The organism is Streptomyces sp. NRRL S-350 (assembly GCF_000719705.1).
Taxonomy (GTDB): Bacteria; Actinomycetota; Actinomycetes; order Streptomycetales; family Streptomycetaceae; genus Kitasatospora.
This window is the reverse complement of sequence record NZ_JOHO01000003.1, coordinates 247,700-262,236: the sequence shown is the minus strand read 5'-3', so window position 1 is coordinate 262,236 and position 14,537 is coordinate 247,700. Positions and strand designations below refer to the sequence as shown.

Annotated in this window: 25 protein-coding genes; all 25 read right to left on the bottom strand. The window is 67.5% G+C overall.

What is annotated here, in order from left to right; translation table 11 throughout:
• Nucleotides 1-261 precede the first annotated feature (261 nt).
• A complete protein-coding gene (gene rplO / locus IF30_RS0105050; RefSeq protein ID WP_030232497.1) occupies nt 262-714 on the bottom strand; it encodes a 50S ribosomal protein L15 in 453 nt (150 codons plus the stop codon).
• A 2-nt stretch (nt 715-716) separates the two neighbouring features.
• Entirely contained in the window at nt 717-899 is a 183-nt protein-coding gene (gene rpmD, locus IF30_RS0105045) for a 50S ribosomal protein L30 (RefSeq protein WP_030055835.1), read from the bottom strand.
• Nucleotides 899-1,522, bottom strand: a complete 624-nt coding sequence (rpsE, locus tag IF30_RS0105040; protein WP_030055834.1) for a 30S ribosomal protein S5 — start codon at nt 1,520-1,522, stop codon at nt 899-901. Before rpsE ends, rpmD begins: the two co-directional genes overlap by 1 nt.
• A gap of 48 nt (nt 1,523-1,570) precedes the next feature.
• Nucleotides 1,571-1,954, bottom strand: a complete 384-nt coding sequence (gene rplR, locus IF30_RS0105035; RefSeq protein WP_030232494.1) for a 50S ribosomal protein L18 — start codon at nt 1,952-1,954, stop codon at nt 1,571-1,573.
• Between the two features lie 3 nt (nt 1,955-1,957).
• Nucleotides 1,958-2,497 (bottom strand): 50S ribosomal protein L6, encoded by a 540-nt coding sequence (gene rplF / locus IF30_RS0105030; RefSeq protein ID WP_030232491.1) that lies wholly within the window; start codon nt 2,495-2,497, stop codon nt 1,958-1,960.
• 22 nt (nt 2,498-2,519) lie between these two features.
• Entirely contained in the window at nt 2,520-2,927 is a 408-nt protein-coding gene (gene rpsH, locus IF30_RS0105025; protein WP_030232489.1) for a 30S ribosomal protein S8, read from the bottom strand.
• Between the two features lie 285 nt (nt 2,928-3,212).
• Complete coding sequence (locus tag IF30_RS0105020; RefSeq protein WP_030055830.1) at nt 3,213-3,398, bottom strand: type Z 30S ribosomal protein S14; 186 nt, start codon at nt 3,396-3,398, stop codon at nt 3,213-3,215.
• A gap of 4 nt (nt 3,399-3,402) precedes the next feature.
• Nucleotides 3,403-3,972: a 50S ribosomal protein L5 gene (gene rplE, locus IF30_RS0105015; protein ID WP_030232486.1), complete on the bottom strand. Its 570-nt coding sequence runs from the start codon at nt 3,970-3,972 to the stop codon at nt 3,403-3,405.
• A complete protein-coding gene (gene rplX / locus IF30_RS0105010; protein ID WP_030232484.1) occupies nt 3,972-4,283 on the bottom strand; it encodes a 50S ribosomal protein L24 in 312 nt (103 codons plus the stop codon). Before rplX ends, rplE begins: the two co-directional genes overlap by 1 nt.
• 15 nt (nt 4,284-4,298) lie before the next feature.
• Entirely contained in the window at nt 4,299-4,670 is a 372-nt protein-coding gene (gene rplN / locus IF30_RS0105005) for a 50S ribosomal protein L14 (RefSeq protein ID WP_030232481.1), read from the bottom strand.
• A 102-nt stretch (nt 4,671-4,772) separates the two neighbouring features.
• Nucleotides 4,773-5,045, bottom strand: a complete 273-nt coding sequence (rpsQ, locus tag IF30_RS0105000) for a 30S ribosomal protein S17 (RefSeq protein WP_030055826.1) — start codon at nt 5,043-5,045, stop codon at nt 4,773-4,775.
• Nucleotides 5,045-5,269 carry a 50S ribosomal protein L29 gene (rpmC, locus tag IF30_RS0104995; RefSeq protein ID WP_030232478.1) on the bottom strand — a complete coding sequence of 75 codons (225 nt, stop codon included), beginning with the start codon at nt 5,267-5,269 and terminating at the stop codon, nt 5,045-5,047. The genes rpsQ and rpmC overlap by 1 nt, the downstream gene beginning before the upstream one ends.
• Entirely contained in the window at nt 5,269-5,688 is a 420-nt protein-coding gene (gene rplP, locus IF30_RS0104990; RefSeq protein ID WP_030232476.1) for a 50S ribosomal protein L16, read from the bottom strand. Before rplP ends, rpmC begins: the two co-directional genes overlap by 1 nt.
• A gap of 5 nt (nt 5,689-5,693) precedes the next feature.
• The gene (rpsC, locus tag IF30_RS0104985) at nt 5,694-6,518 is read right to left on the bottom strand and encodes a 30S ribosomal protein S3 (protein WP_030232473.1); all 825 of its coding nucleotides are present in this window, start codon (nt 6,516-6,518) and stop codon (nt 5,694-5,696) included.
• Entirely contained in the window at nt 6,518-6,865 is a 348-nt protein-coding gene (gene rplV, locus IF30_RS0104980) for a 50S ribosomal protein L22 (RefSeq protein WP_030232471.1), read from the bottom strand. The genes rpsC and rplV overlap by 1 nt, the downstream gene beginning before the upstream one ends.
• A gap of 58 nt (nt 6,866-6,923) precedes the next feature.
• Nucleotides 6,924-7,205 (bottom strand): 30S ribosomal protein S19, encoded by a 282-nt coding sequence (gene rpsS / locus IF30_RS0104975; protein WP_030232469.1) that lies wholly within the window; start codon nt 7,203-7,205, stop codon nt 6,924-6,926.
• A gap of 11 nt (nt 7,206-7,216) precedes the next feature.
• A complete protein-coding gene (rplB, locus tag IF30_RS0104970; protein WP_030232466.1) occupies nt 7,217-8,053 on the bottom strand; it encodes a 50S ribosomal protein L2 in 837 nt (278 codons plus the stop codon).
• Between the two features lie 46 nt (nt 8,054-8,099).
• Nucleotides 8,100-8,420 carry a 50S ribosomal protein L23 gene (gene rplW, locus IF30_RS0104965; RefSeq protein WP_030232464.1) on the bottom strand — a complete coding sequence of 107 codons (321 nt, stop codon included), beginning with the start codon at nt 8,418-8,420 and terminating at the stop codon, nt 8,100-8,102.
• Nucleotides 8,420-9,097: a 50S ribosomal protein L4 gene (gene rplD / locus IF30_RS0104960; RefSeq protein ID WP_030232461.1), complete on the bottom strand. Its 678-nt coding sequence runs from the start codon at nt 9,095-9,097 to the stop codon at nt 8,420-8,422. The genes rplW and rplD overlap by 1 nt, the downstream gene beginning before the upstream one ends.
• Nucleotides 9,098-9,099: 2 nt before the next feature.
• The gene (gene rplC, locus IF30_RS0104955) at nt 9,100-9,747 is read right to left on the bottom strand and encodes a 50S ribosomal protein L3 (protein WP_030232459.1); all 648 of its coding nucleotides are present in this window, start codon (nt 9,745-9,747) and stop codon (nt 9,100-9,102) included.
• A gap of 14 nt (nt 9,748-9,761) precedes the next feature.
• Nucleotides 9,762-10,070: a 30S ribosomal protein S10 gene (gene rpsJ, locus IF30_RS0104950; RefSeq protein WP_012785157.1), complete on the bottom strand. Its 309-nt coding sequence runs from the start codon at nt 10,068-10,070 to the stop codon at nt 9,762-9,764.
• 392 nt (nt 10,071-10,462) lie between these two features.
• Entirely contained in the window at nt 10,463-12,274 is a 1,812-nt protein-coding gene (locus tag IF30_RS0104945) for a phospholipid carrier-dependent glycosyltransferase (protein WP_030232451.1), read from the bottom strand.
• A 220-nt stretch (nt 12,275-12,494) separates the two neighbouring features.
• Nucleotides 12,495-13,403 carry a glycosyltransferase family 2 protein gene (locus IF30_RS0104940; protein ID WP_107054321.1) on the bottom strand — a complete coding sequence of 303 codons (909 nt, stop codon included), beginning with the start codon at nt 13,401-13,403 and terminating at the stop codon, nt 12,495-12,497.
• A gap of 4 nt (nt 13,404-13,407) precedes the next feature.
• Entirely contained in the window at nt 13,408-13,806 is a 399-nt protein-coding gene (locus tag IF30_RS0104935) for a DUF2304 domain-containing protein (RefSeq protein WP_030232447.1), read from the bottom strand.
• Complete coding sequence (locus IF30_RS0104930; RefSeq protein WP_030232444.1) at nt 13,803-14,492, bottom strand: glycosyltransferase family 2 protein; 690 nt, start codon at nt 14,490-14,492, stop codon at nt 13,803-13,805. Before IF30_RS0104930 ends, IF30_RS0104935 begins: the two co-directional genes overlap by 4 nt.
• Between the last annotated feature and the right edge of the window lie 45 nt (nt 14,493-14,537).

Genomic DNA, 14,537 nt, shown 5'->3' with positions numbered 1-14,537 from the left:
TACAAGGGAACTCCACGGACTCTAACAGTGCGCGGCCACTCCTAAGAAGCGCGTACGGCCCGTCCCCCACTCACGGGGTACGGGATGCCCGGGTTTGCCACACAAAAGAACGACGGCCCCGCGGGGGCGCGACCGCCGGGTGTCCCGCCGCGACCTCGGCGCGGCGGAATCGGGCCGTCGGCACCCGCACGGTGCCGGAAAAGGCGCGAGCCCCGCACCTCCCGGAGGAGGTGCGGGGCTCGAAGCCGGGTGTCAGCGGGCTCAGATGAGCTCGTTGACCGTACCGCCGGCGGCCTTGATCTTCTCGGCGGCCGAGCCGGAGACGGCGTCGACCGTCACCTGCAGCGCAACCGAGACCTCGCCGGTGCCGAGCACCTTGACGAGGGAGTTCTTGCGAACCGCGCCCTTGGCGACCAGGTCCTCGACGGTGACCTCGCCACCCTGCGGGTAGAGCTCGGCCAGCTTGTCGAGGTTGACAACCTGGAACGTGATCTTGAACGGGTTCTTGAAGCCCTTCAGCTTCGGCAGGCGCATGTGGAGCGGCATCTGGCCACCCTCGAAGCGCTGCGGAACCTGGTAGCGGGCCTTGGTGCCCTTGGTACCACGACCGGCGGTCTTGCCCTTGGAACCCTCACCACGACCCACGCGGATCTTGTCGGTCTTGGCACCCGGGGCGGGACGCAGGTTGTGGATCTTGATCGGGTTGTCGCCCATGATCAGTCCACCTCCTCAACCGTCACCAGGTGACGGACCGTGTGGGCCATCCCGCGGATCTCGGGACGGTCCTCCTTCACCACGACGTCGTGCATGCGCTTGAGACCAAGCGAACGCAGGGTGTCACGGTGGTTCTGCTTGCTGCCGATGTACGACTTGGTCTGCGTGATCTTCAGGCGAGCCATCAGGCGCTCACCCCTGCAGCACGAGCCCGCAGCAGAGCGGCGGGAGCAACGTCCTCCAGCGGCAGGCCACGGCGGGCGGCGATCTCCTCGGGGCGCACGAGGCCCTTCAGAGCGGCCACGGTGGCGTGCACGATGTTGATCGCGTTGTCCGAGCCGAGCGACTTCGACAGGATGTCGTGGATGCCGGCGCACTCCAGGACGGCGCGCACCGGACCACCGGCGATAACACCGGTACCGGGGGCGGCGGGCTTCAGCAGCACGACGCCGGCGGCCTTCTCACCCTGGATCGGGTGCGGGATGGTGCCCTGGATACGGGGGACCTTGAAGAAGTTCTTCTTGGCCTCCTCAACACCCTTGGCGATGGCGGCCGGAACCTCCTTCGCCTTCCCGTAGCCGACACCTACGGTGCCGTCACCGTCGCCCACCACGACCAGCGCGGTGAAGCTGAAACGACGACCACCCTTGACAACCTTGGCGACACGGTTGATCGCAACGACACGCTCGACGTAAGCGGTCTTCTCGACGGCGGGGGCGTTGCCCCGGTCGTCGCGCTTACGGTCGCGCCGCTCGCCACCGCCGGTGCCGCCGCCGGCGCCGCTACCGCGGCGCTGGGGTCCAGCCATTGGAATTACCTCTCTCGATTACGTCCGTCGACTGAGCCGACGAGCGGCTTAGAAGTCGAGCCCGGCCTCACGGGCAGCATCGGCCAGAGCGGCGATGCGGCCTGCGTACCGGTTGCCCGCGCGGTCGAAGACGACCGCCTCGATGCCGGCGGCCTTGGCGCGCTCGGCGACCAGGCTCCCGACCTTCTTGGCCAGCTCGGTCTTGTCGCCCTCGGCGCCCTTGATGGACACGTCGAGGGTGGACGCCGACGCCAGGGTGTGACCCTTGGCGTCGTCGATGACCTGGGCGACCATGTGACGGTTCGAGCGCGTCACCACGAGGCGCGGACGCACCTCGGTGCCGACGACGCGCTTGCGAACGCGGATCGCGCGGCGCTTACGAGCGGCGCTCTTGTAGGCGTTGCCCTTGCCGATCTTGACAGAGACGCTCATCGCTTACTTACCACTCTTTCCGACCTTGCGGCGGATGACCTCGCCCGCGTACTTGACGCCCTTGGCCTTGTACGGGTCGGGCTTGCGCAGCTTGCGGATCTTCGCGGCGACCTCGCCGACCTTCTGCTTGTCGATGCCGTCCACGTGGAACTTGGTGGCCGACTCGACGACGAAGGTGATGCCCTCCGGGGCCTCGACCAGGATCGGGTGGCTGTAGCCGAGCTGGAACTCCATGTCGGAGCCCTTCGCCAGGACTCGATAGCCAACACCGCTGATCTCCAGCGACTTGCGGTAGCCCGCGGTCACGCCGGTGATCATGTTCGCCACCAGCGTGCGGGAAAGGCCGTGCAGGGCCTTCGACTGACGCTCGTCGTTGGGGCGGGTGACGAGCAGCGTGCCGTCCTCGCCCTTGCCGATCTCGATCGGCGCGGCGACGTGGTGGGTGAGGGTGCCCTTGGGGCCCTTCACCGAGACCGCCTGGCCATCGATGGTGACGTCCACGCCGGCGGGAACCGGGATGGGCAGCCGTCCAATGCGCGACATTGCTGTACCTCCGTTTCCCGAATTACCAGACGTAGGCGAGAACTTCTCCGCCTACGCCCTTCTTGGCAGCCTGCTTGTCGGTGAGGAGACCGGAGGACGTGGAGATGATCGCCACGCCCAGGCCGCCGAGCACCTTCGGCAGGTTGGTGGACTTTGCGTAAACGCGCAGACCCGGCTTGCTGATGCGCTTGATGCCGGCGATGGAGCGCTCACGGTTGGGGCCGAACTTGAGCTCGATGGTCAGCTTCTTGCCGACCTCGCCCTCGACGGGCTCCTCAACCTTGTAGGAGGAGATGTACCCCTCCTGCTGCAGGATCTGGGCGACGTGCGCCTTGATCTTGCTAGCCGGCATCGCCACGGTGTCGTGGTACGCCGAGTTCGCGTTACGCAGACGCGTGAGCATGTCTGCGATGGGGTCGGTCATGGTCATGATGGCCTCAGGCCTCTCTCGCCGTGGTTTCTCCGCACCAGGTCCCCCCGTCGCACTCTCGCGAGTTCGTCAGGGGCACAAGCGCAGGGGACCTACGACGTAGTAAGACTGGGTGCGAGCCCTCCCAGAAGAGGACCACGGACATCCATGGGGAGGCCGTGGCAGGGGGCCCGACCCCACAACCTTACGGGATTCCGCAAGGAGGCCCAAAACGAGCCGGTGTGGGATCGGGCACCTCTGCTCTGTTAGCTGTGCCTAGAGTGCTGGCCCTCTACGGGGAGAGGACTACCAGGAGCTCTTGGTCACGCCCGGCAGCTCGCCGCGGTGCGCCATCTCACGGAGGCACACACGGCAGAGGCCGAACTTGCGGTACACCGAGTGCGGACGGCCGCAGCGCTGGCACCGGGTGTAGGCCCGGACGCCGAACTTCGGCTTGCGCTCGGACTTCGCAATGAGGGACTTCTTCGCCATTGGCTCACGCCTCCTTGAACGGGAAGCCCAGAGCGCGCAGGAGCGCCCGGCCCTCGTCGTCGGTCTGAGCGGTGGTCACGACGGTGATGTCCATACCGCGCTGACGGTCGACCTTGTCCTGGTCGATCTCGTGGAACATAACCTGCTCGGTCAGACCGAAGGTGTAGTTGCCACGGCCGTCGAACTGCTTCGGGGAGAGGCCGCGGAAGTCACGGATACGCGGCAGGGCCAGCGACACCAGACGGTCCAGGAACTCCCACATGCGGTCACCACGGAGGGTGACGTGCGTGCCGATCGGCTGGCCCTCGCGCAGCTTGAACTGCGCGATGGACTTGCGAGCCTTGGTCACGGCCGGCTTCTGACCGGTGATCGCGGTCAGGTCGCGGATCGCGCCCTCGATCAGCTTGCTGTCACGGGCGGCCTCGCCGACACCCATGTTGACCACGACCTTGACCAGGCCGGGGACCAGCATGACGTTCTCGTACGAGAACTGCTCGTGCAGCTGACCCTTGATCTCGGAGTTGTAACGCTCCTTGAGACGGGGGGTCACCTTCTCAACAGACGTCTCAGACATCAGATGTCCTCACCGGTTCGCTTGGCAACGCGGATCTTGTTGCCCTCGTCGTCGAAGCGGTAGCCAACGCGGGTGACGACCTTCTTGCCGTCCTTCTCCACGACCAGCTGGACGTTGGAGACGTGAACCGGGGCCTCGACGGTGACGATGCCACCCTGAGTGCCCGGACCCGGCTTGGTGTGCTTCTTGACCCGGTTCACACCCTCGACCAGGACCTTGTTCTCAGCCGGCATGGCCTGGATGACCTTGCCCTGCTTGCCCTTGTCCTTGCCGGTGATGACCTGAACCAGGTCACCCTTCTTGATCTTCATGCTGTTCGCCATGGGTTAGAGCACCTCCGGCGCCAGCGAGATGATCTTCATGAACTTCTTGTCGCGCAGCTCGCGGCCGACCGGGCCGAAGATGCGGGTGCCACGGGGGTCACCCTCGGTGTTCTTCAGCACGACAGCGGCGTTCTCGTCGAAGCGGATGTACGAGCCATCCGGACGACGACGCTCCTTGACGGTGCGGACGACGACGCACTTGACGACGTCACCCTTCTTCACCGAACCACCGGGGATCGCGTCCTTGACGGTCGCGACGATGACGTCCCCGATTCCGGCGTAGCGGCGACCGGAGCCACCGAGAACACGGATGCAAAGGATCTCCTTGGCACCAGTGTTGTCGGCAACACGCAGTCGCGACTCCTGCTGGATCACAGCTTTCTCCTGATCGTCAACGAGAGTCGACGGGCCGGCCGCTGCTCACATCGGCGTCCCCGGGGGACCCGCTGCACATACGGCCGTACCACATCGGCTTCGTTACTTGGCCTTCTCGAGGATCTCGACGACGCGCCAGCGCTTCGTCGCGGACAGCGGGCGGGTCTCCGCGAGGAGGACCCGGTCGCCGATGCCGCAGGCGTTGGCCTCGTCGTGCGCCTTCAGCTTGTTCGTACGGCGGATGACCTTGCCGTACAGAGCGTGCTTGACGCGGTCCTCGACGGCGACGACGACGGTCTTGTCCATCTTGTCGCTGACGACGAGACCCTCACGGGTCTTGCGGAAACCGCGCGTCTCGTTGGTGTTCTCAGTCATCAGGCGTTCTCCACCGTCTCGATGCCCAGCTCGCGCTCGCGCATCAGGGTGTAGATCCGCGCGATGTCCTTACGGACGAGCTTGAGCCGTCCGTGGTTGTCGAGCTGCCCGGTCGCCGCCTGGAAGCGGAGGTTGAACAGCTCCTCCTTGGCCTCGCGAAGCTTGGCAACGAGACCCTCGTTGTCCAGCGAGCGAAGCTCAGCAGCCTTGGTAGCGGCCGACATCAGCTCTCACCGTCCTCGCGCCGGACAATCCGGCACTTCATCGGCAGCTTGTGCGCGGCGCGGGTGAGCGCCTCGCGAGCAACCTTCTCGTTCGGGTACGACAGCTCGAACATGACCCGACCCGGGTGCACGTTCGCGATCCACCACTCCGGCGAACCCTTACCGGAACCCATGCGGGTCTCGGCCGGCTTCTTGGTGAGCGGACGGTCCGGGTAGATGTTGATCCAGACCTTGCCGCCACGGCGGATGTGACGGGTGATCGCGATACGAGCGGACTCGATCTGACGGTTCGTCACGTAGGCCGGGGTGACGGCCTGGATGCCGAACTGGCCGAACGCCAGCTCGGTGCCACCCTTGGCAGCGCCACGGCGCTTCGGGTGGTGCTGCTTGCGGTGCTTGACCCGACGGGGGATCAGCATTGGGGTCAGGCCTCCGTTCCGGTGTTCTCAGCAGCCGGAGCCTCGGCGGCGACCGGGGCCTGAGCCTCGGCAGCGGCGGGGCGACGGCCACGGCCACCGCGCTCGCCACCACGGCGCTCGCCACCGCGGGCGGGACGACCACCCTCGGGACGGGCCGGGCGGTTGCCCGAGCGGGCAGCGGCGTTCTCAGCGCGGACCTCGGCGATGTTCTTGACGTCGCCCTTGTAGATCCAGACCTTCACGCCGATGCGGCCGAAGGTCGTCTTGGCCTCGAAGAAGCCGTAGTCGACGTTCGCGCGCAGGGTGTGCAGCGGCACACGGCCCTCGCGGTAGAACTCCGAACGGCTCATCTCGGCGCCGCCGAGACGACCGGAGCACTGGACCTTGATGCCCTTGGCGCCGGACTTCATGGTGCCCTGCATCGACTTGCGCATGGCACGGCGGAAGGAGACGCGGGAGGACAGCTGCTCCGCGACGCCCTGAGCCACGAGCTGGGCGTCCAGCTCGGGGTTCTTGACCTCGAGGATGTTCAGCTGGACCTGCTTGCCGGTCAGCTTCTCCAGGTCGCCGCGGATGCGGTCGGCCTCGGTGCCACGGCGACCGATGACGATGCCGGGGCGGGCGGTGTGGATGTCGACGCGGACGCGGTCGCGGGTGCGCTCGATCTCGACCTTGGAGATGCCGGCGCGCTCCATGCCCTTCGTCATCATGCGACGAATGGCAACGTCTTCCTTGACGTAGTCCTTGTACAGCTTGTCGGCGTACCAGCGGGACTTGAAGTCCGTGCTGATGCCGAGGCGGAACCCGTGCGGGTTAACCTTCTGGCCCATTACCGGGTCCCTTCCTTGCTGCTGACGACCACGGTGATGTGGCTGGTCCGCTTGCGGATCCGGTAGGCGCGGCCCTGGGCACGCGGACGGAACCGCTTCAGGGTCGGGCCCTCGTCAACGTACGCCTCGGAGATGTAGAGGTCGTCCACGTTGGAGTGGTTGTAGTTGTGCGCGGCGTTGGCAATGGCGCTGTCGAGCACCTTGCCGACCGGCACGGTGGCGGCCTGCGGAGCGAAACGCAGGACGGCCTGGGCCTCCGTGGCGTTCAGGCCACGGATGAGGTCCACCACGCGGCGGGCCTTCATGGGCGTGACGCGGATGTACCGCGCCTGGGCCCTGGCTTCCATGGTTGTCCCCTTAATGGAGTAAGTCATTGAGTCGTTCTGGCGCTGAAGCTCAGGCGACTTAGCGACGCTTCGACTTGCGGTCGTCCTTGACGTGACCGCGGAACGTGCGGGTCGGAGCGAACTCGCCGAGCTTGTGGCCGACCATCGACTCGGTGACGAACACCGGGACGTGCTTGCGGCCATCGTGCACCGCGATCGTGTGACCGAGCATGCTCGGGCTGATCACGGAACGACGGGACCAGGTCTTGATGACGTTCTGGGTACCCGCCTCGTTCTGAACGTCCACCTTCTTGATGAGGTGGCCGTCGATGAAGGGGCCCTTCTTAAGACTGCGCGGCATCTGACCTGCTCCTAGCGCTTCTTGTTGGTCTTGCGGCGGCGCACGATGAGCTTGTCCGACGCCTTGTTCGGGCGACGGGTGCGGCCCTCGGGCTTACCCCACGGCGAGACCGGGTGGCGACCACCGGAGGTCTTACCCTCACCACCACCGTGCGGGTGGTCGATCGGGTTCATGGCGACACCACGCACGGTCGGGCGGACGCCCTTCCAGCGCATACGGCCGGCCTTGCCCCAGTTGATGTTCGACTGCTCGGCGTTGCCGACCTCGCCGACGGTCGCGCGGCAGCGCGCGTCCACCAGGCGGATCTCACCGGAGGGCATGCGCAGGTGCGCCATCTTGCCCTCACGCGCCAGCAGCTGGATGCCGGAGCCGGCCGAGCGGGCCAGCTTGGCCCCGCCGCCGGGACGCAGCTCCACCGCGTGGATGGTGGTACCAACCGGGATGTTGCGCAGCGGCAGGTTGTTGCCCGGCTTGATGTCGGCGCCAGCGCCGTTCTCGATCCGGTCACCCTGCGCGATGCCGCGCGGCGCGATGATGTAGCGCTTCTCGCCGTCCGCGTAGTGCAGGAGCGCGATGCGCGCGGTGCGGTTCGGGTCGTACTCGATGTGCGCGACCTTGGCCGGCACGCCGTCCTTGTCGTGACGACGGAAGTCGATCACGCGGTAGGCGCGCTTGTGACCGCCACCCTGGTGGCGAGCAGTGACACGACCGGCGTTGTTACGGCCGCCCTTGCTGTGCAGGGGGCGAACCAGCGACTTCTCCGGCGTGGACCGCGTGATTTCTACGAAGTCGGCCACGCTGGAGCCGCGACGGCCCGGCGTAGTCGGCTTGTACTTGCGGATGCCCATTTGGCTCTCTCGTCCTCGTCCTAATCGACGATCACGATCTCCTTGTTCAGGAGACCGGACCACCGAAGATGTCGATGCGGTTGCCCTCGGCCAGCGTCACGATGGCGCGCTTGGTGTCCTTGCGCTTGCCCATGCCCGTCTTGGAGCGCTTGCGCTTGCCCTGACGGTTGATCGTGTTGACAGCCTCGACCTTGACCGAGAAGACCGCCTCGACGGCCTGCTTGATCTGGGTCTTGTTGGCGCCCGGCGACACGATGAACGTGTACTTGTTCTCGTCGAGGAGCGAGTAGCTCTTCTCCGAGATAACCGGCTTCACCAGGACGTCACGGGGGTCCGTGAACGTCTTGCTCGTGATCTCTGCAGCCATCAGGCGGCGCTCCCTTCGAGCTCGCCCTCAGCAGCCACAGCCTTGGCGGACGCGGCCGGACCGGCCACGAAACGCTCGAAGGCAGCCTGGGTGAAGACCACATCGTCGGAGACGAGCACGTCGTAGGTGTTCAGCTGACCGGCGTCCAGGATGTGCACGTGCGGCAGGTTGCGAGCGGACTTCAGGCCCAGCTCGTCCTCGCGCTCGACGACCAGGAGGACGTTCTTGCGCTCGGTGATCTTGCCGAACAGGCTCTTGGCGGCCTTGGTCGACGGCGCCTCGGTCGCGGTCACGTCGGTGATGACGTGGATGCGGTTGTGGCGGGCCCGGTCGGTGAGCGCACCGCGCAGGGCGGCGGCGATCATCTTCTTCGGGGTCCGCTGCGAGTAGTCGCGCGGCACGGGACCGTGCACGACGCCACCGCCGGCGAACTGCGGCGCACGGGTCGAGCCCTGACGGGCGCGGCCGGTGCCCTTCTGGCGGTACGGCTTCTTGCCGCCACCGCGGACCTCGCCACGAGTCTTGGTCTTGTGGGTGCCCTGACGGGCCGCAGCGAGCTGCGCCACGACGACCTGGTGCATCAGCGGAACGCTGACCTTCGCGTCGAAGATCTCGGCCGGCAGCTCGATGCTGCCGGTCTTGTCGCCAGCCGGCGACAGGATGTCAATGGTACTCATTTTCACAGCCCCTTCGCCGCGGTGCGGACGAGGACGAGGCCGCCGTTCGGGCCCGGGACGGCGCCCTTGATGAGGAGCAGGCCCTTCTCCGCGTCGACCGCGTGCACGGTCAGGTTCTGGGTGGTCACACGCTCGTGGCCCATCCGACCCGCCATGCGCAGGCCCTTGAACACGCGGCCCGGGGTGGCGCAGCCACCGATGGAACCGGGCGAGCGGTGCTTGCGCTGGGTGCCGTGGCCGGCGCCGAGGCCCTTGAAGTTGTGACGCTTCATGACACCGGCGAAGCCCTTGCCCTTGGAGGTGCCGGTCACGTCGACCTTGACACCCGCCTCGAACAGCTCGGCGGTGATCTCCTGGCCCAGGGTGTACTCGGACGCGTCCGAGGTACGCAGCTCGACCAGGTGGCGGCGGGGGGTGACACCGGCCTTGGCGAAGTGGCCCGCGAGGGGCTTGTTCACCTTGCGGGGGTCGATCTCGCCGAAGCCGAGCTGGACGGCGCTGTAGCCGGCCGGGCTGTCGGCGGTGTGGACCTGGGTCACGACATTGGGCCCAGCCTTGACGACGGTCACCGGAACGATCCGGTTGTTCTCGTCCCAGACCTGGGTCATGCCGAGCTTCTCGCCCAGGATGCCCTTAATCTGCTTAGCCATCTTCGGTGCGCCTCTCAGAGCTTGATCTCGATGTCGACGCCAGCCGGCAGGTCGAGACGCATGAGCGAGTCAACCGTCTTCGGCGTGGGGTCGAGGATGTCGATCAGACGCTTGTGAGTACGCATCTCGAAGTGCTCGCGCGAGTCCTTGTACTTGTGCGGCGAGCGGATGACGCAGTACACGTTCTTCTCAGTGGGCAGCGGCACCGGGCCTGCGACCTGCGCACCAGTACGGATCACCGTCTCGACGATCTTCTTCGCCGAGGAGTCGATGACCTCGTGGTCGTAGGCCTTGAGCCGGATGCGGATCTTCTGTCCCGCCATGGCTACTCAGTAGTCCTTTGTCCTTAGTTACTTCACGACTTCCCCTCCGACCCCCGCGCTCGGGCGTGTCGCCTTCGCGCTTGCAAAAAACCGGCGAAGAAACTCGTCGGTTTCGAACTTCGGGGTGGGGGGTGCCGGGCCGAGACCCCGCTCACGCTTCCCGGAAGATTCCCGTACTTTCGCCCCGCAGCTGCCGTGGCGTAGAACTCACGCTTGACGGCCATCACGGGAACGACGAGTACGTGGGACTCGCTTCCGGTCCTCCCGGCGGGAGGCGCGCAGCATCGGCACTCAACCGAGCAACTTGGACATACTGCCACATGGAGCAGCCCGGATGCCAATCGGGGCCGGTGAGGTCCTCCTCACCGGCCCCGATGGGGTGATCGCGCGGATCAGCCCTTGCGCCAGAGCACCCAGCCGTGGTCCTTGCTGTACTTCGCGACGTGCCAGCCCGGCTGCGGCTTCGGCCAGCTGGCCTCCGGCGCGGCGCCCTTGACGGCCGACAGCAGCACGGCGGTGGCCTTCTCCGGCGGGGTGTTGCCGGCCTTCACGTTGTCCGTCCAGACCCGGCCCCAGTAGACCTCGTAGGCCAGCGCCATCCGGGCGCCCCAGTCGAAGTCCCAGTCCAGGACCACGCTGTCGCCCTTGCGCAGGCCGGCCTCCTTGGCCAGGCCGACGGCCTCGTACGTACGGGTCCTGGCGTGCGGCTCGGCGATGTTGTCGGTGATCGCCACGGTCGCGTAGGCGGCGAAGAGCGTCACGCAGCCCACCACGGCCGCGACCACCCGGCGACCACCCGCCACCCGCAGCAGCAGGCAGGCGGCCAGCACCGCCAGCGCACCGACCGTCGTACGGCCCATGTGCAGGTTGTCCCAGGTCGAGGCGAGGAACATCGCGTCCGGCACGGTCCACGGGAGGGCCCATTCCTTCAGCGCCGAGCCCGCGTACGCGGTGACGGACACCTGGATGACCCCGATCACCACCACGCCGACCAGGGCCAGCCGCAGCAGCGAGCGCGTCCCGGCCCGGAACAGCGCGGCCAGGCCGACCACCAGGAACAGCGGCACCAGCACGGCGCAGTACCGGGCGTACACCCAGTTGTCCACGCGGTCGGTGTCCGCCAGACCGGCCGCGGAGGCCAGGGCGGTGCCGAACAGCATGGCGATCATGCAGAACGCCACCACGCGCTCGGCCACCGAGAACCCCCGGCGGAACACGGCCACCACGCACAGCACGAAGGCGACCGCCCCGAAGCCGTACGTGGAGGTCATGAAGTACCAGAGCTGCCCGAAGGTGCGGGCGATGATCGTGCCGATGTACTTGCTGTTCTCGAGGTTCTCGAAGACCTTGTTGCCGACGGTGCTCGGCGGCACGTCCTTGAACTGGTTCTCGACGAAGCCCGCCAGCAGCTTGGCGCCCAGCACGGAGACCCCGAGCGCGCCGATCCCGGCCAGCGCGGAGAGCCTCGGCGCCCACCCGAAGGCCAGCACCACCACCAGGACGAGGGCGGTCAGCGCCACCACCACGCCGCCGCGGTCGTGGGTGGCCATCGCGTAGCCGGCCGCCAGGCCCGTACCCGCCGCGTAGAGCGAGCGACGGCGCGTCGAGCCGGGCGAGAGCCAGCCGTGCATGGTGACCAGCCAGGCCAGCAGGAGCACCGGGAGAACGGTGTCCGACATGACGAACTGGGAGTAGAAGACCACCGGCGGCACCAGCGCCACGGCCGTCGCCGACAGGTACGCGTGCGGCCGGGACAGGCCCAGTCGGCGCGCCGCCAGGAAGACCAGCGGGAAGACCAGGGCGTTCAGCACCGCGTTGATGCCCATGATCAGGTGGTACGCGGTCGCCGGGTTCTCGGCGATCCGCAGCGCCGGCGAGATCAGCAGCGGGTACCCGCCGGGGATGACCACGCCGACCGGCATCTCGGTGGTCGGGCGGCCGGCCAGGACCCTCGCTATCACGAGGTACGAGTCCTCGTCCGCGTGCACCGAGGGGAAGTAGTTGTGGACCGACAGCACCAGCCGGAACGCGGTCTGTCCGAGGTAGCCGAGCAGCAGCGCCGCCGGCCAGAACCACCGGTGGGCGGCGAGCGCCCGCAGGCGGACCAGCGCGGCCGGAGGCGGGGTGGCGGGCGCGTTCTCGCCGTCGTCCTCCCCCGGCCTCCGCCCGTCGGGCGCTTGGGCAGAGTCGATCAGCGGCTGCACCGGGACACATCCCTACCTTGTGTGAGTTGACGTTCTCGTCATGGCCGACCCGGGTGGCGCCGCGAGCTCCGGCTCGCCCCACCGCACGTCGGATCGCACCGGAAGTCTGCCACGCGCCGTTCCGGCGGAGCCAGCGCCGGCCGTCCTCCACAGACGACAACGACCGGCTCCGGGGCGGCGGTTCACCCTGCGGTGCCGCGCCCGGAGCCGGTCGTACGGCTCAGCCCTCGTGCCGCTTCCCGGCCGTCAGGGCGTGCCGGACCAGCACCTTGGCGCCGTCCCGCTGCCCCCGGCGCAGCGCGCCCGGCAGCATGGTCAGCGCGTGCAGGCGGGAGGCGCTGCGGAACCGGGCCGCGCGGGCGGCCTTGGGCCAGCCGCGGGCGTCCATCCGCTCCGCCACGGCGTTGAAGTAGCGCTCCGCCTCGGAGAAGCGGGTGCCGGAGAAGGCCTGCACCGAGGACTCGCTCACCGCGTGCCGACGGTACTGGAAGACGACCGTGGTGTTGTCCACGATCATCTGCTCGCCGCGCTCCAGCAGGTCGACGACCAGGGCCAGGTCCTGGATCACCGAGTACTCGTCACGGAAGTTGACCGCGCGCAGCGCCTCGCCCCGCCAGCAGATCGACGGGAAGTAGAGCCAGTTGCCGCGCAGCACGCTCGCCGCCAGCTCCTCGCCGCCCATCAGGCGCCGGCCCTTGACGGTCGGGGCGTAGATGCGCTCCTTCACGTTGTCGGCCAGGCCGGCGCTGAGCGCGCCGTTGCCGTCGATCACCTCGACGCCCGGCTGCACCATGCCCACGTCGGGGTTGGCGCGCAGGATCGCCCGGACGGTCTCCAGGTAGTGCGGGTGCAGCAGGTCGTCGCAGCCCATGATGACCACGTGGTCGGCCCGGGACAGCTCCACGCACTTCTGGAAGTTCTTGGTGATGCCGAGGTTCTGCTCGTTGCGCTGGTAGTGCACCCGGTCGTCGCCGAGTCCGGCGAACCAGCCCGGGACCTCCGGCTCCTTGCCGTCGTCGATGACGGTCAGCCGGAAGTCCCCGTCGGTCTGCGCGAGGATGCTGCGGACCGCCGCCTGCATCAGTGCCACGTCGCCGTAGTACGGCAGCATGAACTCGAAGGTCGCCACGGGCTCAGGCCTTGCTGCGGTCGACCGGCGCCGAGACCGGGAGGTCCAGGTCGAAGCGCTCCTCGTTCAGCCGGGCGCCCTCGTTGATCGCCACGGTGCGCGCCAGGTCGGTGAGCTTCTTCTCCAGCGAGCGGAACCGCAGGAAGGTGTTGAGGGTCAGGAAGCCCATCGCCAGCACCATGACGTACAGCACCAGGTCGGTGCCCCGGCCGACGCCCAGCTGGTGGGCGAGCCAGGTGACGTCGGTGGGGCGCAGCACCGCGTAGATGTTCACGACCACGAAGACCGAGAACGCGATCCGCTTCCAGGCGCGGGTGTTGGCACGGTCCCATCGCCGGATGAACATGAAGGCGAGAGTGACCGAGCCGAGAATGAGAACCAGCTGGATCCAGAAGAATTTCATCGGCGGCTACGCTCCCGCAGCGAGATGTCGAAGATGATGTTGACGCCGTTGATCAGGGACTGACCCTTGGCGCGTGAGTAGTCGGTGTACAGGATGTCCACCGGCAGCTCGGCGACCCGAAGGTCGGAGCCGGCGAGGAAGCTGACGATCTCCGAGGCGTGCGCCATGCCGTTCATGGTGATCCGCAGGCGGCCCGCGGCCTCACGGTTCAGCACGCGCAGACCGTTGTGGGCATCGGTCAGCTTGAGCTTGCGCGCCGTCGGGCTCACGGTGGCCGCGGTCCGCAGGACGACCCGCTTGATCCACGGCACCTGGCCGTTCTGCTCGATGAAGCGCGAGCCGAGGACCACGTCGGTCTCGCCCTCGCGCAGCAGCGCCACCATCTTCTCGACGTCCGCGGTCTGGTGCTGGCCGTCCGCGTCGAAGGTGGCGAAGTACTTGGCCCCGGGCTGGGCCAGCGCGTACGCGAGGCCGGTCTGCAGGGCCGCGCCCTGGCCGAGGTTGACCGGGTGGCGCACCAGGTGGGCGCCCGTCCGCATGATGTGCTTCGCCGAGTCGTCGCCGCTGCCGTCATCGACCACGACGATGTTCGGGAACGTCTTTCGCGCCCCCTCCACAACGTCGGCGATCACCTGGCCCTCGTTGTAGGCCGGGATCACCAGCCAAACATCGTCGTACTGGGACACGGAGGCTCCATGAATGGGGTCTGGCCCGCGCTGCTGCGCGGCGAT

Excerpts from the sequence above, each read along its gene's own strand:
- rplO (WP_030232497.1), bottom strand. The coding sequence starts at position 714 with ATGGGCGACAACCCGATCAAGATCCACAACCTGCGTCCCGCCCCGGGT.
- rpsE (WP_030055834.1), bottom strand. The coding sequence starts at position 1,522 with ATGGCTGGACCCCAGCGCCGCGGTAGCGGCGCCGGCGGCGGCACCGGC.
- rpmD (WP_030055835.1), bottom strand. The coding sequence starts at position 899 with ATGGCTCGCCTGAAGATCACGCAGACCAAGTCGTACATCGGCAGCAAG.
- rplB (WP_030232466.1), bottom strand. The coding sequence starts at position 8,053 with ATGGGCATCCGCAAGTACAAGCCGACTACGCCGGGCCGTCGCGGCTCC.
- rplF (WP_030232491.1), bottom strand. The coding sequence starts at position 2,497 with ATGTCGCGCATTGGACGGCTGCCCATCCCGGTTCCCGCCGGCGTGGAC.
- rplX (WP_030232484.1), bottom strand. The coding sequence starts at position 4,283 with ATGAAGATCAAGAAGGGTGACCTGGTTCAGGTCATCACCGGCAAGGAC.
- rplV (WP_030232471.1), bottom strand. The coding sequence starts at position 6,865 with ATGGAAGCCAGGGCCCAGGCGCGGTACATCCGCGTCACGCCCATGAAG.
- rpsJ (WP_012785157.1), bottom strand. The coding sequence starts at position 10,070 with ATGGCGGGACAGAAGATCCGCATCCGGCTCAAGGCCTACGACCACGAG.
- rplP (WP_030232476.1), bottom strand. The coding sequence starts at position 5,688 with ATGCTGATCCCCCGTCGGGTCAAGCACCGCAAGCAGCACCACCCGAAG.
- rplC (WP_030232459.1), bottom strand. The coding sequence starts at position 9,747 with ATGGCTAAGCAGATTAAGGGCATCCTGGGCGAGAAGCTCGGCATGACC.
- IF30_RS0104935 (WP_030232447.1), bottom strand. The coding sequence starts at position 13,806 with ATGAAATTCTTCTGGATCCAGCTGGTTCTCATTCTCGGCTCGGTCACT.
- rpmC (WP_030232478.1), bottom strand. The coding sequence starts at position 5,269 with ATGTCGGCCGCTACCAAGGCTGCTGAGCTTCGCTCGCTGGACAACGAG.
- rplD (WP_030232461.1), bottom strand. The coding sequence starts at position 9,097 with ATGAGTACCATTGACATCCTGTCGCCGGCTGGCGACAAGACCGGCAGC.
- rplW (WP_030232464.1), bottom strand. The coding sequence starts at position 8,420 with ATGGCTGCAGAGATCACGAGCAAGACGTTCACGGACCCCCGTGACGTC.
- rplE (WP_030232486.1), bottom strand. The coding sequence starts at position 3,972 with ATGTCTGAGACGTCTGTTGAGAAGGTGACCCCCCGTCTCAAGGAGCGT.
- rpsC (WP_030232473.1), bottom strand. The coding sequence starts at position 6,518 with ATGGGCCAGAAGGTTAACCCGCACGGGTTCCGCCTCGGCATCAGCACG.
- rplR (WP_030232494.1), bottom strand. The coding sequence starts at position 1,954 with ATGAGCGTCTCTGTCAAGATCGGCAAGGGCAACGCCTACAAGAGCGCC.
- rpsH (WP_030232489.1), bottom strand. The coding sequence starts at position 2,927 with ATGACCATGACCGACCCCATCGCAGACATGCTCACGCGTCTGCGTAAC.
- rpsQ (WP_030055826.1), bottom strand. The coding sequence starts at position 5,045 with ATGACTGAGAACACCAACGAGACGCGCGGTTTCCGCAAGACCCGTGAG.
- rpsS (WP_030232469.1), bottom strand. The coding sequence starts at position 7,205 with ATGCCGCGCAGTCTTAAGAAGGGCCCCTTCATCGACGGCCACCTCATC.
- IF30_RS0105020 (WP_030055830.1), bottom strand. The coding sequence starts at position 3,398 with ATGGCGAAGAAGTCCCTCATTGCGAAGTCCGAGCGCAAGCCGAAGTTC.